We start from the raw sequence: 23893 nt of genomic DNA on the forward strand, positions 1-23893 counted from the left end.
CCTCTGGATTGAGGGCAGGATGACGGGCGCGGCCTAACGGGCGGTAAATATCGGCGGGGTGCCTAAAATGCGAAGTACTTTACCAGCGGCCCAGCGCGTCTTCGTCTTCGTCGCGGGCCTCGACCCACGACTCGCCGTCTTTGGTGAGCTCTTTCTTCCAGAAGGGCGCACGGGATTTAAGGTAATCCATCAGGAACTCGGCAGCCTGAAATGCATCAACGCGGTGGCGCGAGGCCGTGGCGACCATCATGATCTGCGCTCCGGTTTCGAGACGACCGTAGCGGTGAATGACTAGCGCATCAGCGAGGTTCCAACGGCTTTGCGCTTCCTTGACGATTTTGGCGATCGCGCTTTCGGTCATCGCCGGATAGTGCTCGATCTCCATCGCTGTGAGACCGCCATCCACGTCGCGAACAACACCCGTGAAGCTGACAATCGCGCCAGCGCCTGCGACCTCGGCGGTGAAGGCGTTCAGTTCAGCGCCAGCGTCGAATTCATCGGATTGCACGCGAACGGTCATTAGCCACCTGTCATCGGCGGAAAGAACGCGACTTCCCTTGCGCCGGCGAGTGGCGCGTCAAATTCGGTTAGCTCTTGGTCGACAGCGACGCGCAGCGCGCGGAGGTCAGAAAACGCTAGCGCATACCGCTCTTCGCGCTGGCGAAGTTCATCGACCAGTTCGGCTACGGTCGTCGCATTCGTCTCGATTTGCTCTTTCGGCAGACCGATGCGTTCACGGACCCATGCGAAGTAAAGGACATCAATCATGGGGTCACTTTAGATACGGCATGGCTTTGCGGAAATAGTCCATTCCGGTCACAAAAGTGAGCGCAGCGGCAATCCACAGCAGCACAACGCCGATCCACCACGACGCGCTGGCGTAGGTCTCGAATGCCGGAGCCTCGATCGCGTGGTAGCGCAATGCACCGGTCGAAAAGAGGATCGCGATCGCGAACATTTGCGCGGTGGTCTTCCACTTCGCCAACTTGGTCACCTTCAACAGACCTGCAGTATCGCCGAGATATTCCCGCAGGCCGGAGACAAAAACTTCGCGGAACATGATGACCGTCGCGGGCAGAAGGAACCACGGGTCCATGCCGGAAAAGCCGGTGATGACCATCAGCGCGATCACAACCATCGCCTTGTCGGCAATCGGATCGAGCATCGCGCCGATCTTGCTTTCCTGCTTCCATGCGCGCGCCAGATAGCCGTCGAAAAAGTCGGTCACGGCCGCCACTACGAACAGCACGAGCGCGAACCAGTCCGCGAGCGGGCGGACGAAATACAGGAACATGATCGCAACGCCGGGGGCGGCGATCAGGCGCAATACAGTGAGAATATTCGGTAATGTCCAAGTCATAATGAAACCTTTAGCGCCTTGCCTGTGGCAGCGCCACAAGTTGCTGCACTGTAATCTAGCGCCCTTCGTGGAAATGCCCGTAAATCGTTTCTGCCATCGCGGCAGAGATGCCATCAACCGCTTTCAGGTCGGCAAGATTGGCACGGCTCACAGCCTTCGCACTGCCGAAGTGGGCGAGCAGAGCGCGTTTGCGCGTCGGCCCGATGCCCGCGATCTCGTCCAGCGGATTGGCTACAAAGCTCTTGGCCCGCTTGGCACGGTGCGTGCCGATAGCAAAACGGTGGGCTTCGTCCCTCAGACGCTGGATGAAATAGAGTACGGGGTCGTTGCGCTGCAGGGCGAACGGCTTTTCGCCGGTACGGTAGAACTCTTCCTTACCGTGGTCGCGGAATTCACCCTTCGCGACGCCGACCATATCGACGCCCTCGACGCCAAGCTCATCAAGGATTTCCTGAACGGCAGAGACCTGACCCGCGCCACCGTCGATCAGTAGCAGGTCGGGCCAAGTGCCGGACGTCCGCTCGGGATCTTCTTTAAGCAGACGGCTAAAGCGGCGGGTCAGCACTTCTTTCATCATGCCGAAGTCATCCCCTGGCGTTAGCGCATCGCCCTTGATGTTGAACTTGCGATACTGCGATTTCATCAGGCCTTCGGCACCGGCGACGATCATCGCGCCGACGGCGTTGGTGCCTTGGATGTGCGAGTTATCGTAAACTTCGATCCGCTGCGGGGCCTCATCAAGGTCGAATGCCTCCGCGATACCGCGCAGCAGTTTGGCCTGTGTTGCGCTTTCCGACATGCGGCGGGCGAGCGATTCTTTGGCGTTGCGCAGCGCGCCTTCCACCAGTTCCGCCTTCTCCCCGCGCTGCGGCACGACGACCTCGACCTTGCGCTTTGCCTTCTCGCACAGCGCCTCTGCCATCAGGTCGGGGTTATCGAGGCCGTGCGACAGGATGATCTGACGGGGCGGCTCGCGGTCGGAATAGAACTGGCCGACGAAAGCTTCCATGACCTCGGACGCGTCTTCTTCCCCGCTGATGCGCGGGTAGAAATCGTGGTTGCCCCAGTTCTGGTTCGCGCGAACAAAGAACACCTGCACGCACGCCTGACCGTTTTCAATGTGCAGGCCGATAACGTCGGCTTCCGCCACTGTGCGCGGGTTGATGCCTTGCGCGGTCTGGACCTGCGTCAGTGCTTTAATGCGGTCACGCATTGCAGCGGCGCGTTCGAATTCCATCGCTTCGGACGCTTCCATCATCTGCTCGGCCAGCGACTCCTGAATTTCCTTGGTCTTGCCCGACAAGAAGTTAGCGGCGTCCTTCACCGACTTGGCGTAGTCCGCCTCGCTGATGTAACCGACGCACGGCGCAGTGCAGCGTTTGATCTGATACTGCAGACAAGGACGCGTGCGCGCCTCGAACACGCTGTCGGTACAGTTGCGCAGCAAGAACACCCGCTGAAGCTGGCTGAGCGTCCGGTTCACCGCACCTGCACTGGCGAAGGGGCCGAAGTATTCACCTTTTTCCTTCTTCGCGCCGCGGTGCTTTTTGACCATCGGATAGGGGTGGTCGGTCACCAGCACGTTCGGAAACGACTTATCGTCGCGTAGCAGCACGTTGTAGCGCGGCTTGAGCTGTTTGATAAGGTTCTGTTCAAGCAGCAGCGCTTCGGTTTCCGTCCGCGTGGTGAGGAACATCATCGACGCCGTCTCGGAAATCATCCGCGCGATGCGTCCCGAATGGTTACCAGGACGCGAATAATTGGACACGCGGTTGCGCAGGTTCCGTGCCTTGCCGACGTAAAGAACACGGCTTTCCGCATCGAGCATCCGGTACACGCCGGGCGATGAATCAAGCAGTTTCAGGTATGCCGCGATCCGCTCGTAGCCTGTCAGTTGTTCTGTTTGCTCTTCACTCAAAACCGGACCTTTGATTCTGCGTTGGCGCTGCCACGTCCACAACTTCCCTTCAAGGGATATTACATCCACGGAATCTGTGGATAAGCCTGTGTGTTATCTATGGGCATCTGCAAAAAATCCTTGTTTTACTGATACCTCAGCGATTTGCCCAATAATTGGGCACCAAACTAAGGCACTGTTTTTAAATAAAAAATTTATTACAACAATGTAAACGTCTGGTTTTCCACGCCTTTGCACTCTTGCGAGTGTCAAGATGTCGACACGGTGCACAAGTTGTCACATATCCGTCTGGAATTGTCACTCGACGCCTTGGATATCAGGCGTTTTCCACCCGAGGTGCTGGCCCCCATCGACGCACAGCAGCTGGCCGGTATAGGCCTTGCAATCGATCAGAAATCCGAGCGCTGCAACGATATCCTCGGGGTCCGATCCACGCTCCAGAACAGTATTGCCGCGCTGGTTGCGGAAGTGGTCTTCGGACTGACGCGCGCCCTTCAACGTCGGACCCGGCCCGATCGCGTTTACGCGAATTTTCGGCGCGAGCCCTTGTGCTGCTGTTTGCGTCAAAGTCCACAGACCCATCTTGGCCAGCGTGTAGGTCGAGAACTCCGGCGTGAGCTTCTCAACGCGCTGGTCGACCATGTTTACCACCAAGCCTTTGGCAACGGGTTCGCCGTTCGCGTCAATTTCGGGATCGGGGATTTGCTTCGCCATCGCCTGAATGAGGATGAACGGCGCACGCAGGTTCGAGCCCATGTGGCGGTCCCAATGTTCGCGGGTCGCGGTATAGATATTGTCGTACTCGAAGATCGACGCGTTGTTGATCAGGCAGGTGATCGGACCGCCCAGCGCCTCTGCCGCGCGGGGCAGCAGCGACGCGGTTGCGTCCTCATCGAGCAGGTCGGCTTGGAGCGTGACAGCATTGCGGCCCTCGGCTCGGATGGCGTCAGCCGTCTCCTCGGCACCGTCGGAACTTGAGGCGTAATGCACAGCCACATCGTAGCCGCGCTTGGCCAGATAAATCGCCATTGCCTGCCCCAGACGGGCACCGGCACCGGTAACGAGAGCTCGCGTCATTGTTCCAACCTCTTTTTAAAGCAGAACCCAGATGTAGGTCACGTAGAGCGCCGTCAACACCGCGCCCCAGACCCTTCCGATATCTACGCGCATGAACACGAACGGGATCAGAACAAGCGAAGCCGCCAACATGACCCACAGGTCGAAGTCCAAGAACTCCCTGGCCACAGGGATATTGCCCGTCATCGCAGTGATGCCGAGGATCGCGCCGATGTTGAACATGTTAGAGCCGATGACGTTCCCGATGGCGACGTCTGCCTGCTTGCGGATAGCTGCCATGACGGTCGTTGCAAGCTCAGGCAGGGATGTGCCCAGCGCGACCAGCGTGAGGCCGATGACTGCGTCCGGTACGCCGAACTGCTCTGCCACCGCGATTGCGCCGTTGATCAGCAACTGCGCACCGATGGGAAGACCGACGATACCAGCGACGAGGAAGAACGCGATCTTGGCCCACGACATCTTGTCATCAGCGCCTTCGACCTCTTCGTCGTCGCGGTTATGCCGCGAACGGCGGGCGACACGGATCGAGTGCAGGATCGACACAAGCATGAGCACCGCGAGGATCACACCGTCCAGAAGGTTCAGCATACCGTCCCAGCACAGCGCGATGAAAATCACCGACATGCCGAGCATCTGGAGATAGCTGTTCCGCGTCCGCACTTCGCTGGTGTGCATCACGCTGATTAGCGCAGGCACACCAAGGATCAGCAGGACGTTCGCCACGTTCGAGCCGACGACGTTGCCAAGCGCAAGCTCGGGCACACCGGCGAACATGGATTGCAAAGACACCAAAAGCTCCGGCGCCGAGGTGCCGAAGCCAACGATGGTCAGTGAAACAATAAGCGGCGGGATACCAAGGCGAAGCGATGTATTGACCGCACCCTTGACCAAGGCGTCACCGGCAAAAACCAAAAGGATCAGGCCGGCGATCGTCATTATCCAGATCATATTATCCTCGTTTGCAGGGACAGGGTCCCTTGCCGATGCGGTAGCGCCCGCACGAGCGGCATTTCATGGATTCAAGTTTTCGCTGGCCCGGAAATTTCCATTTTCCGAACATCGACAGGACGATCATCCCGACGAGGAAGAGGGCCACGACTTTCAGCAGCATCAGAGGCCAAAGCGGGCGTAGGCGGCCCGCTCCTCGATGCCGCCGATAGCGTCAAAGGCGATTTCAGCTCCGAAGCGGCGAAGTATGGATTTCTTCTGCGAGTACCGACGGAATTTCACCTTGTCGCCAAAGCGCTGTTTCATCTCGGGCACGAGATGGCCAATGCCATCGACGAGGCCCTTTTCCACAGCGCGGTCGCCGATCCAGATCTCTCCGGTGAACAGGTCTTCATCAGGAAGCTTGCTGCCACGGCGCGATTTGACCCAGTCGATGAAAAACGCGTGGAGGTCCGTGAGCCAGCCTTCGAGGCGTTCGACGTCCTCGGGCTTTTCGGGCTTGAACGGATCAAGCTGGGATTTGGACTGTCCGGCCGTGTGCACGCGGCGCTCGACGCCGTGACGGCTGATGAAGTCAGACAGGCCAAAGCCGCTGGAGATCACGCCGATAGAGCCAACGATCGATCCACGGTCGATCAGAATCTCGTCCGCAGCGCACGCGAGCCAATAGCCGCCAGAGGCAGCCACATCTTCGACGAACGCATAAACGGGAATGTTCTTTTCTTCGGCCAACCGGCGGATGCGCGCAGCGATCAGCGAAGACTGCACGGGCGATCCGCCCGGCGAGTTGATTTGCAGAGCCACCGCAACGGGTTTGCCGCTGAACGCCTTTTCGATGATCGACGCCAGAGAAGCATCGTTCAGGCTGCGGCCCGAGGTGGCAATGGTGCCCTGTAGCCGCACGACGGCGACTACAGGATCTTTGTTCATAAACGGTATCCAGCGTCTCATGTTATCTGAGATAGGTGGACCCGCGAGGGCGGACAAGCGGCGTTATTGCCTAATCCGCCAACCCGTCCGGAAAATCCACGCAATTGCCGCGAGGCAAAGACCTGTGAACACCGCAATGGCCGCGAGCGAGATACCGACCGGCACGTCCGCTTGTTCGAAGAACGCCCAGCGGAAGCCCGAAATCAGGTAGTGGACCGGATTGAGCATGGTGATCGCCTGCCAGACCGGCGGCAGCATCGAGGTGGAGTAGAAGCTCCCGCCGAGGAACACGAGCGGCGTGATAATCAGCATCGGGATCAGGTTGAGCTGCTCGAAGTTGCCCGCCCAGATACCGATGATGAAACCGAGCAGCGCAAACGACAGACAGGTCAGCAGCAGGAACGCCACCATTGCAAACGGGTGCGCGATGGTTAGATCGACGAAGAAATATGACGTACCGAGGATGATCAGACCAATGATCAGCGCCTTGGTCGCCGCTGCGCCGACATAGCCCACGGTGGCCTCGAAGAAGTTAACTGGCGCCGATAAGAGCTCGTATATCGACCCTGTAAACTTGGGGAAATATATCCCGAACGAGGCGTTCGAGGTCGACTGCGTCATCACGCTGAGCATAATGAGGCCGGGCACGATGAACGCGCCGTAGGGCACGCCTTCGACCGAGTTGATACGGCTGCCGATGGCTGCGCCGAAGACCACGAAGTAGAGCGAGGTCGAAATGACGGGCGCTAAAAGGCTCTGACGGTAAGTCCGGAAGAACCTGGCCATTTCAAAGAAGTAGATAGAACGGATCGCCTGATAGTTCATGCGGCGTCTCCTTCGATGAGGCCGACAAAGATCTCTTCGAGACTGCTTTGACGGGTTTCGATATCGGACATTTGCAGTCCGGCAGTTTGCAGATCGTTCAGCAGCGAGGTGATCCCCGTCCGCTCTGCCCGCACGTCGTAAACGTAGCGCAGCGCGTTGCCGTCATTCGCCAGTTCGACATTGTAATGGGCGAGCGATGCAGGCACCTCGGCGATCGGAGCCGTCAGGTGGATGATCGCCTCTTTCTTGCCGAGGTGGGCCATCAGTTCGGCCTTTTCCTGAACCAGACGGATCTGGCCCTTTTCGATCACCGCGATACGGTCGGCCATCGCTTCGGCTTCTTCGATGTAGTGGGTGGTCAGGATGATCGTCACGCCTGTTTTGCGCAGCTCATCCACGACGCGCCACATATCCTTGCGCAGTTCCACGTCCACACCGGCGGTCGGCTCGTCTAGGAACAGCACACGCGGCTCGTGGGCGAGCGCCTTGGCGATGAGGACACGGCGCTTCATACCGCCCGAAAGCGCCATGATTTTCGTGTCTTTCTTGTCATGCAGACCAAGCTGGCGGAGCAGCTTTTCCACCAGCGCGTCGTCGTTCGGCTTACCAAACAGACCACGCGAGAAGCGGACTGCGTTCATGACGGTCTCGAACTGTTCGAGCGAGAGTTCTTGCGGGACCAGACCGATCTGCGAACGCGCCTGGCGGTAATCTTTGATGATGTCGTGACCACTGACGGTGACAGTGCCCGAGGTGGGACGCGTGATACCGCAGATGGTGGAAATAAGAGTGGTTTTACCCGCGCCGTTCGGCCCGAGCAGGGCGATAATCTCGCCTTCTTCAATATCGAGAGTTACGCCTTTGAGGGCTTCGAACCCAGAGTCGTAGCTTTTGCGAAGGTCGTTGACCTTAACAATCGGTGCCATTGATACAGCCCTTTCAGTTAGGCGCAGCAAAATAGCCCACGGAATGACCGCGGGCTACTGGCAGAATTGTGCGCTCTCGCGCAGAATGGTAGCTGAAGTTTACGACTTCTTCGCCTTGCGCACACCAGCAGCAAGATCGGCGACCATATGATTGACCGAAGTCGCGGTCGCGTCAGTGGCCTTGTTGCCGTCCGCAAAGGTCGAAGCGATCTGGTTCACAAGCGCGGTGCCGACCACAACGCCGTCAGCGTGTTCGCCCAGCGCGGCTGCGTGTTCGCCGGTTTTTACGCCGAAGCCGACAACGATGGGCAGGTCGGTGTATTTGCGGATACGGGCCAGTGCGTTCGACACGACCGAGTAGTCCGGCGTGGCCGAACCGGTGATGCCGTTGATCGACACGTGGTAAACGAAGCCCGAGGAGTTCTTGAGGATGACAGGTAGGCGCTCGTCATCGGCGGTCGGCGGAACGAGGCGGATGAAAGCAAGGCCGGCTTCCATTGCGGGAAGGCACAGTTCGTCATCTTCTTCGGCCGGAACGTCGACCACGATGAAACCGTCGACGCCTGCGTCCTTGGCATCGGCCACGAACTTGACGGGGCCGTAGCTGTAGATCGGGTTGTAATAGCCCATCAGGATGACCGGAGTGTCGGGGCATTCCTTGCGGAATTCCTTGACCAGTTCGAGCGTTTTTCTCGCGGTCTGACCGGCGTCGATCGCGCGGAGGCCCGCAGCCTGAATGGCGGGACCGTCAGCGACCGGATCGGTGAACGGAAGGCCGAATTCGACGATGTCGGCACCCGATGCAACGATGTTCTTGAGAACCGCCAGCGAGGTTTCCGCATCCGGATCACCTGCCATCGTGTAAGTCACCAGAACAGGACGATTTTCGGCGCGGGCCTTTTCAAAACAGGCGTCAATGCGGGTCGTCATAGCGGTCTCCATTCCCTCGGTCCCGAACGGCATTAGCAGGTTCGGGACGCAAAGGGAACGGGGTCAGAAGAACGCCTGCAAACCTGTCTGCGCACGGCCCAAAATAAGGGCATGAACGTCGTGTGCGCCCTCATATGTGTTCACCGTTTCAAGGTTCACCATGTGGCGCATGACGGGGAACGAATCCGAGATGCCGTTGCCGCCGTGCATGTCGCGCGACATCCGCGCAATATCGAGAGCCTTGCCGCAGTTGTTGCGCTTGATGAGGCTGATCATTTCGGGCGCCATCTGGCCTGCATCGAACAGCTGACCGACGCGCAGCGCGGCCTGCAAGCCGAGGGTGATTTCGGTCTGCATATCCGCGAGCTTCTTTTGATAGAGCTGCGTGTTCGCCAGCGGGCGACCGAACTGCTTGCGATCGAGGCCGTACTGACGCGCAGCGTGCCAGCACGCCTCTGCTGCGCCCATCACGCCCCAAGCGATACCGTAGCGCGCACGGTTCAAACAGCCGAACGGACCCGAGAGTCCCTCGGCGTTCGGCAGCAGTGCGTCCTCGCCAACCTCGACGTTATCCATGACGATCTCGCCGGTGATCGACGCGCGGAGCGACAGCTTGCCTTCGATCTTGGGAGCGGAGAGACCCTTCATGCCTTTTTCCAGCACAAAGCCTCGGATCTTGCCATCATGGGCATCGGACTTGGCCCAGACCACGAAGACGTCCGCGATGGGACTGTTGGAAATCCACATCTTCGCGCCGTTCAGCACGTAACCGCCGTCAGTCTTGGTCGCGCGGGTCTTCATGCCGCCCGGGTCGGAACCGGCGTCGGGCTCGGTCAGGCCGAAGCAGCCGATATATTCGCCGGTCGCGAGCTTCGGCAGATACTTCTGGCGCTGCTCCTCCGAACCGTATGCGTGGATCGGATACATCACGAGCGACGACTGCACCGACATCATTGACCGATAGCCGGAATCGACGCGCTCGACCTCGCGAGCCACAAGACCATAGGCGGTGTAAGAGGCCCCTGCCCCGCCGTATTCCTCGGGGATCGTCAGTCCGAGCAGGCCAAGTTCACCCATTTCGGTGAAGATCGCAGGATCGGTCGACTCGTTGCGGTACGCGTCTCGGACGCGCGGAGCGAGGTTATCCTGACAGTAAGCATGCGCGGTATCGCGGATCATCCGCTCTTCGTCGCCGAGCTGCTGGTCCAGAAGAAACGGATCACTCCACTCGAAACGATTGCTGTCCTTAACGCTTGCCATGATCACTCCTCCGACAATTTGATCAAACTTTTATCGGAGGAGTGTTTCTCTTTCAATCGTGCCGAACGGTTAGGCCGATTTGACGCGGCGCCGTGCGGCGTGGAGCAGCGGTTCGGTATAGCCTGACGGCTGCGCTTCGCCTTTGAAGATCAGATCACGGGCAGCATTGAAGGCCTCGCCATCGAACGACGGCGCCATCGGCGTGTAAGCGGCATCGCCTTCGTTCTGCGCATCCACCTTCGGAGCCATACGGCGCAGCGAATCCTCGACCTGCTCGGCGGTACAGATGCCATGCTTGAGCCAGTTGGCGAGGTACTGCGACGAAATCCGCAAGGTCGCGCGGTCTTCCATCAGGCCCACATCGTTGATGTCCGGCACCTTGGAGCAACCGATACCCTGATCGACCCAGCGCACAACGTAGCCAAGGATCGACTGACAGGCATTGTCCAGCTCGCGCACGACCTCATCGTCCGACAAGTTGCGACCCGACATGATCGGCGGTGTCAGCAGTTCGGCCTTGCTCGCCTTTTCGCGGCTGCGCAGTTCATCCTGCACTTTGAACACATCGACCACGTGGTAGTGCGTGGCGTGGAGCGTTGCGGCGGTCGGCGACGGCACCCAAGCGGTGTTCGCGCCCGACTTCGGATGGCCGATCTTCACCTCCAGCATCTCGGCCATGGCGTCGGGTTTCGCCCACATGCCCTTGCCGATCTGCGCCTGACCGGACAGGCCAGCTGCGAGGCCGGTATCGACGTTGCCCGCCTCGTAAGCCTTGAGCCACGGGGTAGCCGCCATCTCGCCACGCGGAATAACCGGACCAGCGGCCATGGACGTGTGGATTTCATCGCCGGTGCGATCAAGGAAGCCGGTGTTGATGAACACGCAGCGGTTCTTCACCTGCTCCAGACACGCGGCGAGGTTTGCCGAGGTGCGGCGCTCTTCGTCCATCACGCCCAGTTTGACGGTGTAACGCGGCAGACCGAGGATATCTTCGACGCGGCCATAAAGTTCGTTGGCAAACGCGACTTCCTCTGGGCCGTGCATCTTCGGCTTCACGACGTAGACGGAACCGGCCGGCGAATTCTTCGGGCCTTCGGATTTTTGCAGATCGTGCATGGCGCCGGCAACGGTTACCAGCGCGTCCATGATGCCTTCGGGCGTTTCCTTGCCGTCCAGCATGACCGCATCGGTGGTCATCAGGTGGCCCACGTTACGGACGAGCAAGAGCGAGCGACCCCGGACATTGAAGGTGCTGCCATCAGGCGCGGTGAAGGTGCGGTCGTCGTCCATCTTGCGGGTCATGGTCTGCCCGCCCTTCTGGAACGTCGCCTCAAGGTCACCTTTCATCAGGCCGAGCCAGTTGGAATAGGCCAGCACCTTGTCCTCGGCATCGACGCAAGCGACCGAGTCCTCACAGTCCATGATCGCGGTCAGCGCGGACTCCAGACGGACGTCCGAAATGCCCGCAGGATCATTCTTACCGATAGGTGAGATTCGATCCCGCTTGATCTCGATGAGCAGGCCGTTGGCTTTCAGCAACACCGAGCCTTCGGTGTGTCCGGCGAACTGCAACGGGTCGGCAAGACCGGTTTCATCGCCGCCAGTGGTGATCGAGAGCATCTCGCCGCGCACTTCCATCGCCTCGACGTCGGCCCACGAACCGCCAGCGAGCGGAACAACCTTGTCGAGGTGCTTGCGCGCCCAGGCGATGACCTTGGCGCCGCGCTCTTCGTCGTAGCCCTTGCCGGATGCCGCGCCCGGAATGGCGTCGGTGCCGTAAAGCGCATCATATAGCGACCCCCAGCGCGCATTCGCGGCATTGAGCGCGAAACGAGCGTTGGTGATCGGAACGACCAGCTGCGGACCAGCGAGCTTCGCGATTTCGGGGTCAACGTTGGTAACGTCGATCTCGACAGCATCCGGCTCCGCGACCAGATAGCCGATGTCGGTCAGAAACGCCTGGTAGGCGTCAGCGTCGAACGGATTGGCCTTGTGCCACTCGTCAATCTTGGCCTGAAGCGCATCACGCTGTGCCAAAAGGGCTTCGTTTTGCGGCATCAGATCGCGGAGCATCGCAGCATAGCCGCCCCAGAAGTCGTCGGCGGACACACCAGCCAACACTTTGTTTTCGATCAGTTCTGCAAGCGGCGCGGCAACAGAAAGGCCAGCGCGATCAACATATTCGGTCATGACGAACCTCCATCTTTGCCGCAGATGTAGCGCAGCGGGTGACAAAGGGGCACAAATCGAATTTAGTTTTCCACGATGTGGAAAAGTTATGCGATGGCGGAAAAAACCGGAGTGCAGGCAGTCGGGCGCGCGCTCGATCTTTTGAAGCGGCTCGGACAATCGGACGAGGGGCTACGTGTGTCTGATTTGTCACGGCAGTCGGGGCTGGCGGTATCGACGACCCACAGGTTGCTCACCACCTTGGAACTGCATGGCTTCGCCCAGTTCAACAGTGCCACGTCCCTTTGGCATGTCGGGCGTGAGGCTTTTGCGGTGGGCGCGGCGTTTGGAATGCGGAAGAATTACATCGCGCCCGCCCTGCCGTTCCTGCGGCGGCTGAGAGATCAGACAAAGGAAACCGCCAACCTCGGTATCCTCGACCACGACGAGTTGGTGACCGTGAGTCAGGTCGAAAGCCGCGAAATCACCCGCGCGATCTCCGCACCAGGTGGGAGGGTGCCAGTTTTCTGCTCTGGCATGGGAAAAGCCATACTTTCCACATGGGAAGATTCAGACATTGTTGCGCTTGCAAAGCGTGTCGGATTCCGCCCCATGACCGCCCGCAGTTTGCGCACCATCGAGGCAGCCTTGGAAGACATCCAGCAGGTGCGCAACAAGGGGTTCGCCTACGACGATGAGGAGCATGTGACCGGCCTTCGTTGCGTCGCAGCTGTGGTGTGGTCCCCTCAAGGTGAAGCCGCTTGTGCCATATCTATCAGTGGCTTGGCGGCGAGGATGAGCGACGAGCGGATGGAACAATTCGGCAAAATCGTTGCGAGCTCAGCTGCGGATCTCTCGCGGAGCCTTGGCGGCGTATCTTCAGGCGAAACACCTTAGTTACCATTGAGTAACTATATTGATTACCCATGAGTAATTAATGTGTTGAGAGGATGTTTTGGATGAGCTTGTGAAAGCACGCCCTCCCTGATCGCGCAGAGCCGAGTCCACGCTGAGATTATATCGAATTTCATCGCTGGATTGCGACAAAAATCGCCGCACAACGGGCCAATTCTCACGTAATTATCGAAGAGCCAAACGGTCCATCCGGCCGCGTCGCACGAAGTTATCCGCTTCGTCAAACCGTGCGACAACGCAGTGCCCCGCCTGCTGGAATGTGATACAAACAACCCGTGGGCATTATAGACAGCATTTCTATTAAATTTAAAATTGTCTCACGAACGGGTTGCAACTTGCCGCGCATCTCTAGAATTTGACCTGCAGAGCGGTCGACATAGAACGCGCAGTTATAGAAACTCTTTCTCATCGTGAAACGAAGACACATTTGATTGTTGTCAAGTAAGGTATTTTAGACCACAGCGAGACGGATTGACCGAGGAATGCGTGAATGACGGGGAAATTCACCAAAGATAAGTTGCAGCGGACCGATGTTCAGCGGACGCTGCCTATGGCGTTACTTCGCGCTCGCGAAGCCGTTATGGAGCGCTTTCGCCCGGTGTTAGTCGAATCCGACGTCACCGAGCAACAATGGCGCGTGATGCGCGTCCTTAACGAGACGGGCGAAACCGATGCGTCGGATCTTGCAGCGCGTGCGTGTCTGCTGGCGCCTTCGCTGACGCGCATCATGAAGACGCTCGACTCCAAGGGCTACATTACCACCCGCCGCGATCCGAGCGATGGTCGTCGCGCGCTCGTGAAGCTCACCGCCGATGGTCTGCACTTCGTTCAGAATGTCGATCCGATCAGCAACGCGGTCTATGAGGAGATCGAGGACATCCTCGGTGAGACGCGTTTGGGTACTTTGCTCGATGAGTTGGAGAGCGTCTGGCTCTCACTCAACAAGAAGCAGGACGACTAAGTCAGCACAGCTATAAGTTTATCGTCGATTGCATCCCGCCCTTCTGGCGGGATTTTTCATTTTGAAATCGACCGCTTATCCAAGTCAAGCATTGTAAAATTGCATCATGGCTGGCGTCCTCCCTTTGCAAAGCTATCTCTGCAAAAGCCGTATAATTTGTGGCGATTTTGTAATCTGAGCGTGATGTGGTATAAGCATTACGAAAGTTTAATATACCCAAAAACAATGGCTGTTACTGTTTACAGCCAATTTTCGCTATGTTCAGTTTACGACAATGGTCCGCGCACTATGTCGTTTTTCGACTACACGCGATCTTGAGCCCCGCGTGAGTGGGGACAAAAACAACAGGGAGACGATCAAGTGAAATTCAAGAAAATTGGTGTTTTCGCCGCTCTGGCAATGACAACTGGCCTCGCAGGTGCTGCAAGCGCTCAGGAATGTGGCTCGCTCACGATGGCTGAAATGAACTGGGCTTCGGCCGAGCTTATGGCGAACGTTGATGCGATCATTCTCGAAGAAGGCTACGGCTGCGATGTCGAACTGATCCCCGGCGCAACGACCACCACCTTCGCTTCGATGAACGAAAAAGCCGAGCCTGACGTTGCTGGCGAGCTTTGGATCAATGCTGTTCGTGAGCCGCTCGAAAAAGCAATGGACGAAGGTCGCCTGCATTCGGTCATCGCGGGCCCGATCACTGACCTCGGCGAAGGCTGGTGGGTCACCCGCAAGTTCGCGGAAGATCACCCCGATCTCGACACAGTTGAAAAGCTGATCGAGCATCCGGAAATGTTCCCCTATGTCGAAGACGAATCCAAAGGCGCCTTCATGGGCTGTCCGGCGGGCTGGGGCTGTCAGCTGACCAACGCCAACCTCTTCCGCGCATTCGACATGGAAGAAAAAGGCTGGGTTCTGGTTGATCCGGGTTCGGCTGCCGGTCTTGACGGCGCAATCGCGAAAGCGTCCGAGCGTGACGAAGCATGGTTCGGCTACTACTGGGCTCCGACTGCACTGATCGGCAAGTACGACCTTGAACTGCTCGAGTGGGAAACCGAATGGGGCGGCTCGGAAAACTGGGATGGCTGTATCGCACTGGCCGAGCAGGACTGCCTTGACCCGCAGCCGACCTCGTACACCGAATCCGAAGTTCACACGGTCATCACCGATCGTCTGATGAACGAAGGTGGCGTTGCTGTTGAATACCTCGGCAACCGCGTATTCCCGGGTTCGATCATGAACACGATGCTCGTGTACATGAACGACCAGCAGGCAACCGGTGAAGATGCTGCATGGTACTTCCTCGAAACCTACCCGGAAATCTGGACCGAGTGGGTATCGGACGAAGCTGCAGAAGCCATCAACGGCGAACTGTAAGAGTTCGATCGACTCAATGTTACGGGGGGCCGTTTGCGCCCCCCGTTTCACATAGGCCGCACGGTCACTATGAACGGAAAATGAATGGAAATGTTTGAAGAATTTCCCGCGCTTGGGCGCCGCCCTCTCAGCGAATTTAAGCAAACGATCGACGAAGCCTTCAAAGGCTTCTCTCGCGCCTACGGTGAGGCACTCGAAAACTTCTTTGACCCGCTGCTCAAGTTTCTGGTCTGGTTCGAGAAGCTTCTGATTGCCACCCCGTGGCCGATTATTCTTATCATTGTCGGTGGTCTGGCGTGGCTCGGCTCGCGTTCGGTCAAGATCACTGTTGGTTCTGTTCTCGCTTTCATCGCCATCGGCTACCTCGGTATGTGGGAAGACACGATGGCAACGCTCGCGATTATCTCTGTCGCGACACTACTTTGTATCGTTTTGGGCATTCCGATCGGGATCTTCATGTCCCGCTCCGACCGCGCACAGGCCATCATTACGCCCGTGCTCGACGTCATGCAGACGATCCCGTCCTTCGTTTACCTGATCCCTGTCGTCATGCTGCTGGGTATCGGTAAAGTCCCCGGCCTGCTGGCTGTCTGCATCTATGCGATCCCGCCGATCGTGCGCCTGACGAACCTTGGCATTCGCCTCGTCGACAAGGATATCCTCGAAGCGGCCGATGCATTTGGTGCGAGCCCGAAGCAGAAGATGCTCGGCGTTCAGATCCCGCTGGCACTGCCGAACATCTTTGCGGGTATAAACCAGACCATCATGATGGCTCTGTCGATGGTCGTGATCGCGTCGATGATCGGCGTGAAGGGCCTCGGTGTGCCGGTGCTGCGCGCGATTTCGAACCAGTACCTCGCGCTTGGTCTGATGAACGGTCTCGCTATTGTGGCGCTCGCCATCATCTTCGACCGCGTATCGCAAACTTACGGCAAGCGCCTGCAAGCCTATCGCAAAGGGCACGGCAATGACTGACGCTAAGGTACAAATCAAAAACCTCTACAAGATCTTCGGCAAGAACCCGCAAAAGGTTCTGCCGCTAGTCAAGAACGGCATGTCGAAGCCCGATCTTCTGGATCAACACGGGCATGTTCTGGGGATCGAGAATGTATCGCTCGATATCCCTGAAAAGCAGATCCAAGTGGTAATGGGCCTGTCGGGCTCGGGCAAATCGACCCTGATCCGTCACATCAACCGCCTGATCGAGCCGACTGACGGCGAAATCCTGATCGACGGCGAAAACGTCCTGAACATGGATGAAAAGCAACTTCGTCAGGTGCGCCGCACCAAGACCGCGATGGTGTTCCAGAAGTTCGGCCTGCTGCCGCACCGCCGTGTGCACGAGAATGTCGCCTACGGTCTGACAATTCAGGGCGTTGACGATGCGAAAGCACGCGAGCGTGCGAACTACTGGATCGACCGGGTGGGTCTGTCCGGCTACGAAGAGCACTATCCGGGTCAGCTTTCAGGCGGGATGCAGCAGCGTGTGGGCCTTGCCCGTGCACTCGCGACCGACCCTGAAATCCTGTTGATGGACGAGGCGTTCTCGGCACTCGACCCGCTGATCCGTTTCGACATGCAGTCGATCCTGCTTCAGCTTCAGGACGAGTTGAACAAGACGATCATCTTCATCACGCACGACCTCGACGAGGCACTGCGCCTTGGCGACAACATCGCGATCCTTCGCGACGGTGCGATGATCCAGCAGGGCGACGCCCAGCAGATTGTGATGCAGCCTGCCGACGACTACATCGCCGACTTCACCAAGGACATTAACCGCGCCAAGGTCATCGAACTGCGCGCGCTGGCCCGTCCGGTCGAATCCTTTGCAGGGCCGACACTCGACGGTGAAACGGTGCTTGAAGACGCGCTAAAGCCGCTCGCCCAAGCGCCCGACCAGACGGTCGGCGTGACAAAGCGGGACGGCAGCCTCGCCGGCGTGGTCAAATTGACCGAAGCCATCGAAGCACTCCACGGATAACGAAAAGGGCGCTGCGAGCGCCCTTTTTCATGCCCGCTTCTGACTGCGGAGCGGATGGACCAGATCGACCTTTTCCCGCTTGCGGTACTTCATCGGACTGACGCCATAAGTCTGACGGAAAAGGCGATAGAAATGGCTGAGGTCCTCGATCCCGCAGGCCAGCGCGACCTCAGGAATTTGCCAATCCTCACTGACGAGCATCCGCGCAGCCAGCTCCATCCGCAACCCGTTGACCCAAGACGACGGCGTCTGACCGAAGACGCGTTTGAACGTGCGGGACACATGCTCGTGGCTCCGCCCCGTCCGCTCGATCAGCAGCGGAACGCCTTCGCGCAGCGCATCTGGATCGCGCATCCCCTCGCAAGCACGTGCGAGCCACTGCGGCGTCGCGGAGGGCACATTGTTTTCAGTCGGCAGCAAGCCGGTCGTCAAATTCAGCAAAAAACCTTCGATCCGCGCGAGTGACCGCGCGCCTTGGTCGAGCGCCGCCTCCAGCCGTGCTAATTCGTCCAGCCCCTGCTGGTTCAGCGAGACAGAGACTGGCATTTCGGCATTGGACCAGAAGTACCGCCCCGCGAACTCCGCCCCGTATCGCTCAAGCAAATGATCGGCAGTTTGGCTCGAAAAGGCCACATTGATCATCCGGCAGGGCGTTTTTTCGCGATTTTGGAAGGCGTGGACGTCATCAGGCCGGATGAACACCAATTCTCCGGCAGACAGATCAACGCGTTGATTGTTGATGAAGTGAAGGCAACAGCCCGTCGCGATCCAGAACACCTCGTAGAATTCGTGCTTGTGCGGCAGCGCGGGCGGCGAGCTTTTCACGAGCGGGCGGCTGATGTGGAACGAATTGTACGGTCCCATCTCCGCTTCGAGCGTCACGACAGGAATCTCAGGCAGATCAAATAAACCCATAAACGTATCAACCCCTCCCAAGACACGTCATGAAGAGCGTGCATATCCTGATTGAGCAATGTCAAGCGAAGCATCCCCTTGATTGAAGGGTGGCGTGGAGGCGCCAGTCGTTTGGCATCATTCAAGGGAGGAATATCATGAAGACCAAATTGATGGTCAGTGCGATTGCACTGGCATCCTTCGGTGCAACCAACGTCTGGGCGGACACCGTCCGTATCGCCGAGCACCGACAGGCCCGCATCGACGCGCTCAACGCAGTTGTGCCGATGATCGAAGAGCAGACCGGCATCGATATCGAAGTCATTGAATACCCCGGCCCTGACAAAGAATACATTTCCAAACTGCTGACCGAACTGCGCGCTGGCACCGGTCCTGATGTCTTCTCTCTGCCTTCATCGGGCGAGATCGTGGACTTCTCGACCGCTGGCTATCTGGTTGATGTCACGGCAGAGGTGAAAGGCTCCGACGCGTGGGACAACATGTTCCCGATCGCTCGCGAACTGGCCGAGACCGACGGCGTTATTTACACGATGCCGACTATGCTTGCGATGCAGCAGTTCTACTTCCGCAATGACGTGCTGAGCGAAGCCGGCGTTTCGACCGAGCAGCCCGCCGACTGGAATGCCCTGCTGGACCGCGCGATCGAGGCCAAGGAAAAGACCGGCGAATATTCCCTGCTCATGCCGATGGGCGTGACGTGGGGCGGCGGCACCTATATCGAAAGCTTCCGTCTACTGCTCGCCAACAGCTCGACCCCCGAACTGGTCACAGACAGTGGCACGTTCAACCTGACCAGCGACGGCGTTCGCGAAGTCTTCGAGTTCTATCAGAAAATGATCGAAGCCGAAGTCGTGCCGGTCGACCCGCTGCTCGGCCCCGATCCGTGGGTCATCCCCAAGTACGAGATGTTCCCCGCTGGCGAGTTGCTTATGACCACCTGCGGTTCGTGGTGCTACATCTTCGATTGGGGTCCCGAGTCCAAGAACCCGATCCCGAACATCGAGAGCGCAGTCGGCACGTGGAAAGTCCCGAACGTGAACGGCGATGCGCCGTCTGTTCTGGTGAACCTGAACCACCCGTGGATGGTCAGTTCTTCGGCGGTCGACATCGAAGCGTCCAAGAAAGTGCTCGCAGCGATGGGTTCGGTCGAACTGATGACCAGCTACGCGCAAAAGTCAGGCAACCTGCCTTCGCGTGCTGACGCCATCGAGTCCGACGGCTTCCAGCAACTGACCGCCCTCGTTCCGCTGCTCGACCAGCTCGAAGACGGCCGTTCAGTCGCGACCGCGCCTGGATTCTCGACAGTGATGGAAGGTATCGGGCGCGGCTCCGAAGCGCTCCTGCTCGGCAATGCCGATGCGGCAGGCGCACAGCAGATCCTCGTTGACTATGTGAGCAACATTCTCGGCGAGGACATGGTCGAGTAACGACCCCTCCCACTCGCAAGCAACAGAGCGGCGCCGCGTGCGCCGCTCCCCCTTCTCCGCTCGCAGGGACTTCCCAAGAATGCCTTCGACTTACCAACGTCGGGAGATGCTGAGGAACCGCATGCTCGTGCTTCCCTCGGCGATCCTACTCTTTGCCTTCGTCCTTTATCCGTCAGGCGTCGCGATCTACACGAGCATGACGAACCTGTCGCTCACCGGTCCGGCCGCGCTCAACCCGCGCTTCATCGGCTTCGACAATTACACCAAGCTTTTCTCCGACCACACGTTCTGGCGCTCGCTCGTCATTACCTTCTGGTTCGTGCTCTTCTCGGCTATCATTGGCCAGCTCGTGCTGGGCCTTTTGTCGGCCATCTTGCTGAAACGGCAGTTCGCCCTTCGTCCCTTCTTCAATGCGATCATCCTGATGCCGAACGCCGTTCCGGGTGTTGTCGCGGCGCTGATGTGGTCGTCGATGTTGGCGACGGGAGAATACGGCACGCTCAACAAGATCGTCGGTTGGTTCGGTGTCGATCCGCAGCGTTGGCTTGTCACGTTCCCATTGTCGATGATCATCGTGGTTAACATCTGGCGCGGCATCGGCTTTGCCATGATCCTGATGACCTCGGGCCTGTCGGCGATTTCTGAGGAGCTTTACGAGGCAGCCCGCATGGACGGCGCGACCACATGGCAAGCGTTCCGCAAGATCACGCTGCCGCTGCTGGTCCCGACGATCTTCCTCTACCTGCTGGTATCGACCGTCACGACCATCGCAATTTTCTCGTTGATCTATGCGCTGACCCGCGGTGGCCCCGCAGGCGCGACCGAGATCGTCGGCATCTACATCTATAACCAGTCGTTCGGCTCGTATCAGCTCGGCTACGGCTCCGCGATTGCGGTGGTGCTGCTGATCTTCTCTCTCATCATCGGCACATTCTACGTCCGCGCATTGAAGGTGGAGGTCTGATGGCACTCTCGAAAACATCCACCAAGGCAGAGGCCGGCCGCTACGGCGTTCTGATCGTCCTGTCGATCTACTGCTTGATGCCGTTCGTCTGGCTTCTTGTCGCCGCATTCGACACTAACGCAGGGCTTTTCCTCGAAACGCCTGACAGCGTGTCGCTCAACAACTTCTACCGCGTCTTCGCCGAAGAAGACGGACTGCGCTGGCTGATCAACTCGCTGATCGTCTGCGGTGGCGCGACACTGATCGTGATGCTGCTCTCCGGCTTCGGGGGCTACGCCCTGTCGCGAACAAACGCATGGTGGAAGCGGCCCTTCCTTTACTCGATCATCCTGATCCGCGTCATCCCACCGCCCGCACTGATCGTGCCGCTGTATCAGGTCATGCTCGCGCTCAATAACGGAATGCGCTGGCTGGTGCTTCAGGTCGTTCCGCGAGAGCATATGCGCGACGTGATGCAGATCGTCGGCTTTATTGACGGGTATCTAGGACTCATCCTGCTGCTTGCCACGATGCACCTGCCGCTCGCGCTTTGGATCATGAAGACCTACTTCGACAGCGTATCGCGCGAATATGAAGAGGCCGCCGTCATGGATGGTGCCACCTTCGGTCAGCGCTTGCGCCGCGTGCTTCTGCCGCTTGCCATGCCTGGTCTGGCAGCATCGGGGCTCTTTGCTTTCATCGCCTGCTGGGACGACTTCCTCGTTCCCCTCACCTTCGTTTCTTCGCCCGAACTGCGGATGCTCCCGATTGGCATCTTCAGCGCATTCCTTCGGGCAAACGAGATCGACTACGGCCTCTTGGCCGCCATCGCCATCGTCTACACCGCGCCCGCCATCATCGCTTTCGTGCTCGCGCGCCGGTTCCTCGTCCAGACGTTCGGCGGCGGTTTGAAAGGATAAATCATGGGCACAATCGTACTCAATCAGGTCCGCAAGTCCTTTGGTGGCCACGAGGTCATCAAGGGCGCGGACATCCGGATCGAAGACGGCCAATTCGCTGTTTTCGTTGGTCCTTCGGGCTGCGGGAAGTCCACCCTCCTGCGCATGATCGCAGGGCTAGAGGACATCTCGGGCGGCGAGTTCCTGCTCGACGGGAAGGTCATGAACGACGTCTCACCGGAGCAGCGGAACATCGCGATGGTGTTCCAGTCCTACGCGCTCTACCCGCACATGACTGTGGCAGAGAACATCGGCTTCTCGCTCGATCTGAAAAAGACGCCGAAGGCCGAGATCAAGCGCCGCGTCGGTGAGATCGCCGAGCGCCTTCAACTGACGCCCTACCTGAACCGCAAGCCTAGCGCGCTGTCTGGCGGTCAGCGCCAGCGTGTCGCCATTGGCCGCGCGATCATTAAGGAGCCTTCGGTCATCCTGTTCGACGAACCGCTGTCGAACCTCGACGCGGCGCTGCGTGTGCAGATGCGCGCCGAGCTTCAGGAGCTTCACCGTTCGACTGGCGCGACAATCATCTATGTGACCCACGATCAGGTGGAGGCCATGACGCTCGCCGATCAGATCGTCGTTCTCAAAGACGGTCAGGTCATGCAGACCAACGATCCCATCGGCCTCTACAAAAAGCCGGAGAATACGTTTGTCGCGCAGTTCATCGGCTCTCCGAAGATGAACCTGTTCCCCGCGAAAGTCGAAAGCGTCGCGGGTGATGTTGTCCGCATTCGCACCGATGCAGGCTGGCCAATTGATCTACCCGCGATCGGAGGCATTCAGGCCGGCCCCGTTCAGCTCGGCATCCGCCCCGAAAGCCTCACCCTCGCCGAGCCGCATGAACCGGCCGAGATCGAAACCCGCACCGTCCTGTCCGAACGGCTCGGAATGGAGACGTACATCTCGTTCGAAACGGGCGGCGAGCCCGGCATTGCCCGCGTTCCGGGGGACCATTCGCTGCCCTCAGGTACGCCCATCCGTTTGGCCGTGGACCCTTCGGCCTGCCACATTTTCGATAACGAAGGCAGGGCGATCCGTTCGCAAACCGCCTGACATACTGAAAGGAAAACCATGTCCATTAGACTTGGTATAATCGGCTGCGGTCTCAAAGCCGCCAGCTATGCCCGCACGTGGACGGGTAGCGCCGACGCGCCGCAGATCGTGGCCCTTACCGACACAAGTGGAGCGTCAATCAAGCGCTACAGCGATATCGTCGTGCAGTCCGGCGCGGACGCACCGAAGGCCTATGAAACCGCCGAGGCGCTGCTGGCCACCGAGAAAGACAACATTGACGCGGTCTATATTTCGACCCCGCACATCTACCACCAGACCTACGCCAAGGCGGCGCTTGCGGCTGGCCTCCACGTCCTGTTGGAAAAGCCAATGGCGCTGACTGCCGACGAGGCCCGTGAAATTCTCGCCGCCCGAGATGCGGCAGGCCGGACCGTCGTCGTGGCCTATCAGTCCTCGCTCTCGCCGCTCATCGACAGCTACCGGCAGCGCATTGCGGCGGGGGATTTCGGCGAACTGCTCGCCGTCAGCGGCGAGGTCTGGGAGCACTGGCAGGAGCGCTACGTCGGCAACTGGAAGCAGGTGCCGGAACTGTCCGGCGGCGGGTTCATCTGTGACACCGGCTCGCACCTCTTCAACGCCGTTCTTCAGGCGACGGGCCGAAGCTATACGCAAGTGGCTGCCAACCTCGGCAATCGCGGAAAGAATTACGAACTCGTCGGCGGCGTTCTAGCCCGCCTCGACGGCGATATTCCCGTGACGCTCAGCTTCTGCGGCGAGACGACCCAAGGCTGCGAGTCCGCGCTGACGCTCTATTTCGAGAACGCCATCGTGAAACTCGACATTTGGGGCAAGTGGGCCGAGCTGCGCCAAGGCAACCAGACTATCCGCAATGCCGGCGGTGAGGCCGACGGCGCGGTGCTCGACACATTTGTCAAAGTGATCGGCGGCGCACCTAACCCGTCGTCTGCCGAACAGAGCCTGCACCTCGCCGAGCTTTGGGACCTCGCCAAACAATCCAGCGAACAGAACAGCGCAGCATTGGCGCTGGCCACAAGCATTTAAGG

General features: G+C 58.9%; 23 protein-coding genes. 10 read left to right on the forward strand and 13 right to left on the reverse strand.

Annotated features, from left to right (window positions below; genetic code table 11):
* Window positions 1-79: 79 nt before the first annotated feature.
* The 12 genes from IF204_RS12340 to IF204_RS12395 all read right to left on the reverse strand — a co-directional run bounded on the left by IF204_RS12340 (window position 80) and on the right by IF204_RS12395 (window position 12364).
* On the reverse strand, window positions 80-520 hold the full coding sequence (locus tag IF204_RS12340) for a molybdenum cofactor biosynthesis protein MoaE (RefSeq protein WP_194097379.1): 441 nt from the start codon (window positions 518-520) through the stop codon (window positions 80-82).
* Complete coding sequence (gene moaD / locus IF204_RS12345; protein ID WP_194097380.1) at window positions 520-768, reverse strand: molybdopterin converting factor subunit 1; 249 nt, start codon at window positions 766-768, stop codon at window positions 520-522. The genes IF204_RS12340 and moaD overlap by 1 nt, the downstream gene beginning before the upstream one ends.
* 4 nt (window positions 769-772) lie before the next feature.
* Complete coding sequence (pgsA, locus tag IF204_RS12350; protein ID WP_194097382.1) at window positions 773-1360, reverse strand: CDP-diacylglycerol--glycerol-3-phosphate 3-phosphatidyltransferase; 588 nt, start codon at window positions 1358-1360, stop codon at window positions 773-775.
* 55 nt (window positions 1361-1415) lie between these two features.
* Window positions 1416-3278 carry an excinuclease ABC subunit UvrC gene (gene uvrC, locus IF204_RS12355; protein ID WP_194097384.1) on the reverse strand — a complete coding sequence of 621 codons (1863 nt, stop codon included), beginning with the start codon at window positions 3276-3278 and terminating at the stop codon, window positions 1416-1418.
* 297 nt (window positions 3279-3575) lie between these two features.
* Window positions 3576-4355 (reverse strand): SDR family oxidoreductase, encoded by a 780-nt coding sequence (locus IF204_RS12360; RefSeq protein ID WP_194097386.1) that lies wholly within the window; start codon window positions 4353-4355, stop codon window positions 3576-3578.
* A 15-nt stretch (window positions 4356-4370) separates the two neighbouring features.
* Window positions 4371-5303, reverse strand: a complete 933-nt coding sequence (locus IF204_RS12365) for a calcium/sodium antiporter (protein WP_194097388.1) — start codon at window positions 5301-5303, stop codon at window positions 4371-4373.
* Between the two features lie 162 nt (window positions 5304-5465).
* A complete protein-coding gene (locus IF204_RS12370) occupies window positions 5466-6254 on the reverse strand; it encodes a S49 family peptidase (RefSeq protein ID WP_194097390.1) in 789 nt (262 codons plus the stop codon).
* A gap of 42 nt (window positions 6255-6296) precedes the next feature.
* Entirely contained in the window at window positions 6297-7058 is a 762-nt protein-coding gene (locus IF204_RS12375) for an ABC transporter permease (protein WP_167638926.1), read from the reverse strand.
* Window positions 7055-7984, reverse strand: a complete 930-nt coding sequence (locus tag IF204_RS12380) for an ABC transporter ATP-binding protein (protein ID WP_194097392.1) — start codon at window positions 7982-7984, stop codon at window positions 7055-7057. The genes IF204_RS12375 and IF204_RS12380 overlap by 4 nt, the downstream gene beginning before the upstream one ends.
* A gap of 99 nt (window positions 7985-8083) precedes the next feature.
* A complete protein-coding gene (gene trpA / locus IF204_RS12385; protein WP_194097394.1) occupies window positions 8084-8914 on the reverse strand; it encodes a tryptophan synthase subunit alpha in 831 nt (276 codons plus the stop codon).
* A 63-nt stretch (window positions 8915-8977) separates the two neighbouring features.
* Complete coding sequence (locus IF204_RS12390) at window positions 8978-10174, reverse strand: acyl-CoA dehydrogenase (protein WP_194097396.1); 1197 nt, start codon at window positions 10172-10174, stop codon at window positions 8978-8980.
* Between the two features lie 69 nt (window positions 10175-10243).
* Window positions 10244-12364 carry a malate synthase G gene (locus IF204_RS12395; RefSeq protein ID WP_194097398.1) on the reverse strand — a complete coding sequence of 707 codons (2121 nt, stop codon included), beginning with the start codon at window positions 12362-12364 and terminating at the stop codon, window positions 10244-10246.
* A 93-nt stretch (window positions 12365-12457) separates the two neighbouring features.
* Between IF204_RS12395 and IF204_RS12400 the strand changes: the two genes are divergently transcribed.
* From IF204_RS12400 to IF204_RS12420, 5 genes are all read left to right on the forward strand, one after another.
* On the forward strand, window positions 12458-13240 hold the full coding sequence (locus IF204_RS12400; protein ID WP_194097400.1) for an IclR family transcriptional regulator: 783 nt from the start codon (window positions 12458-12460) through the stop codon (window positions 13238-13240).
* 508 nt (window positions 13241-13748) lie between these two features.
* On the forward strand, window positions 13749-14219 hold the full coding sequence (hpaR, locus tag IF204_RS12405; protein WP_167638920.1) for a homoprotocatechuate degradation operon regulator HpaR: 471 nt from the start codon (window positions 13749-13751) through the stop codon (window positions 14217-14219).
* 360 nt (window positions 14220-14579) lie between these two features.
* Window positions 14580-15590 carry a glycine betaine ABC transporter substrate-binding protein gene (locus IF204_RS12410; protein ID WP_456085618.1) on the forward strand — a complete coding sequence of 337 codons (1011 nt, stop codon included), beginning with the start codon at window positions 14580-14582 and terminating at the stop codon, window positions 15588-15590.
* 84 nt (window positions 15591-15674) lie between these two features.
* The gene (locus IF204_RS12415) at window positions 15675-16565 is read left to right on the forward strand and encodes an ABC transporter permease (protein WP_167638919.1); all 891 of its coding nucleotides are present in this window, start codon (window positions 15675-15677) and stop codon (window positions 16563-16565) included.
* Window positions 16558-17571: a quaternary amine ABC transporter ATP-binding protein gene (locus tag IF204_RS12420; RefSeq protein ID WP_194097402.1), complete on the forward strand. Its 1014-nt coding sequence runs from the start codon at window positions 16558-16560 to the stop codon at window positions 17569-17571. Before IF204_RS12415 ends, IF204_RS12420 begins: the two co-directional genes overlap by 8 nt.
* Window positions 17572-17598: 27 nt before the next feature.
* On the opposite strand, the gene IF204_RS12425 is transcribed toward IF204_RS12420, so the two are convergent.
* Entirely contained in the window at window positions 17599-18486 is an 888-nt protein-coding gene (locus IF204_RS12425) for a helix-turn-helix transcriptional regulator (RefSeq protein WP_194097404.1), read from the reverse strand.
* Window positions 18487-18623: 137 nt separating this feature from the next.
* Here IF204_RS12425 and IF204_RS12430 point away from each other — a divergent pair, with 137 nt between their 5' ends.
* The 5 genes from IF204_RS12430 to IF204_RS12450 all read left to right on the forward strand — a co-directional run bounded on the left by IF204_RS12430 (window position 18624) and on the right by IF204_RS12450 (window position 23891).
* On the forward strand, window positions 18624-19913 hold the full coding sequence (locus IF204_RS12430; RefSeq protein WP_194097406.1) for an ABC transporter substrate-binding protein: 1290 nt from the start codon (window positions 18624-18626) through the stop codon (window positions 19911-19913).
* Window positions 19914-20034: 121 nt separating this feature from the next.
* A complete protein-coding gene (locus IF204_RS12435; protein WP_228069181.1) occupies window positions 20035-20877 on the forward strand; it encodes a carbohydrate ABC transporter permease in 843 nt (280 codons plus the stop codon).
* Window positions 20877-21776, forward strand: a complete 900-nt coding sequence (locus IF204_RS12440; RefSeq protein ID WP_194097408.1) for a carbohydrate ABC transporter permease — start codon at window positions 20877-20879, stop codon at window positions 21774-21776. Before IF204_RS12435 ends, IF204_RS12440 begins: the two co-directional genes overlap by 1 nt.
* Window positions 21777-21779: 3 nt before the next feature.
* Entirely contained in the window at window positions 21780-22868 is a 1089-nt protein-coding gene (locus IF204_RS12445) for an ABC transporter ATP-binding protein (RefSeq protein ID WP_194097410.1), read from the forward strand.
* An 18-nt stretch (window positions 22869-22886) separates the two neighbouring features.
* Window positions 22887-23891 carry a Gfo/Idh/MocA family protein gene (locus IF204_RS12450; protein WP_194097412.1) on the forward strand — a complete coding sequence of 335 codons (1005 nt, stop codon included), beginning with the start codon at window positions 22887-22889 and terminating at the stop codon, window positions 23889-23891.
* The last annotated feature ends 2 nt before the right edge of the window (window positions 23892-23893 follow it).

Origin of the sequence: Marivivens aquimaris, from assembly GCF_015220045.1 — a bacterium.
Taxonomy (GTDB): Bacteria; Pseudomonadota; Alphaproteobacteria; order Rhodobacterales; family Rhodobacteraceae; genus Marivivens; species Marivivens aquimaris.

Bases quoted from the DNA above. Each gene is read 5' to 3' on its own strand.
- IF204_RS12395 (WP_194097398.1), bottom strand. From the start codon at position 12,364: ATGACCGAATATGTTGATCGCGCTGGCCTTTCTGTTGCCGCGCCGCTT.
- IF204_RS12380 (WP_194097392.1), bottom strand. From the start codon at position 7,984: ATGGCACCGATTGTTAAGGTCAACGACCTTCGCAAAAGCTACGACTCT.
- IF204_RS12420 (WP_194097402.1), top strand. From the start codon at position 16,558: ATGACTGACGCTAAGGTACAAATCAAAAACCTCTACAAGATCTTCGGC.
- IF204_RS12415 (WP_167638919.1), top strand. From the start codon at position 15,675: ATGGAAATGTTTGAAGAATTTCCCGCGCTTGGGCGCCGCCCTCTCAGC.
- IF204_RS12375 (WP_167638926.1), bottom strand. From the start codon at position 7,058: ATGAACTATCAGGCGATCCGTTCTATCTACTTCTTTGAAATGGCCAGG.
- IF204_RS12430 (WP_194097406.1), top strand. From the start codon at position 18,624: ATGAAGACCAAATTGATGGTCAGTGCGATTGCACTGGCATCCTTCGGT.
- IF204_RS12425 (WP_194097404.1), bottom strand. From the start codon at position 18,486: ATGGGTTTATTTGATCTGCCTGAGATTCCTGTCGTGACGCTCGAAGCG.
- IF204_RS12365 (WP_194097388.1), bottom strand. From the start codon at position 5,303: ATGATCTGGATAATGACGATCGCCGGCCTGATCCTTTTGGTTTTTGCC.
- pgsA (WP_194097382.1), bottom strand. From the start codon at position 1,360: ATGACTTGGACATTACCGAATATTCTCACTGTATTGCGCCTGATCGCC.
- IF204_RS12360 (WP_194097386.1), bottom strand. From the start codon at position 4,355: ATGACGCGAGCTCTCGTTACCGGTGCCGGTGCCCGTCTGGGGCAGGCA.
- IF204_RS12450 (WP_194097412.1), top strand. From the start codon at position 22,887: ATGTCCATTAGACTTGGTATAATCGGCTGCGGTCTCAAAGCCGCCAGC.
- IF204_RS12435 (WP_228069181.1), top strand. From the start codon at position 20,035: ATGCTCGTGCTTCCCTCGGCGATCCTACTCTTTGCCTTCGTCCTTTAT.
- IF204_RS12445 (WP_194097410.1), top strand. From the start codon at position 21,780: ATGGGCACAATCGTACTCAATCAGGTCCGCAAGTCCTTTGGTGGCCAC.
- moaD (WP_194097380.1), bottom strand. From the start codon at position 768: ATGATTGATGTCCTTTACTTCGCATGGGTCCGTGAACGCATCGGTCTG.
- hpaR (WP_167638920.1), top strand. From the start codon at position 13,749: ATGACGGGGAAATTCACCAAAGATAAGTTGCAGCGGACCGATGTTCAG.
- IF204_RS12400 (WP_194097400.1), top strand. From the start codon at position 12,458: ATGGCGGAAAAAACCGGAGTGCAGGCAGTCGGGCGCGCGCTCGATCTT.
- trpA (WP_194097394.1), bottom strand. From the start codon at position 8,914: ATGACGACCCGCATTGACGCCTGTTTTGAAAAGGCCCGCGCCGAAAAT.
- IF204_RS12440 (WP_194097408.1), top strand. From the start codon at position 20,877: ATGGCACTCTCGAAAACATCCACCAAGGCAGAGGCCGGCCGCTACGGC.
- IF204_RS12370 (WP_194097390.1), bottom strand. From the start codon at position 6,254: ATGAGACGCTGGATACCGTTTATGAACAAAGATCCTGTAGTCGCCGTC.
- IF204_RS12340 (WP_194097379.1), bottom strand. From the start codon at position 520: ATGACCGTTCGCGTGCAATCCGATGAATTCGACGCTGGCGCTGAACTG.
- IF204_RS12390 (WP_194097396.1), bottom strand. From the start codon at position 10,174: ATGGCAAGCGTTAAGGACAGCAATCGTTTCGAGTGGAGTGATCCGTTT.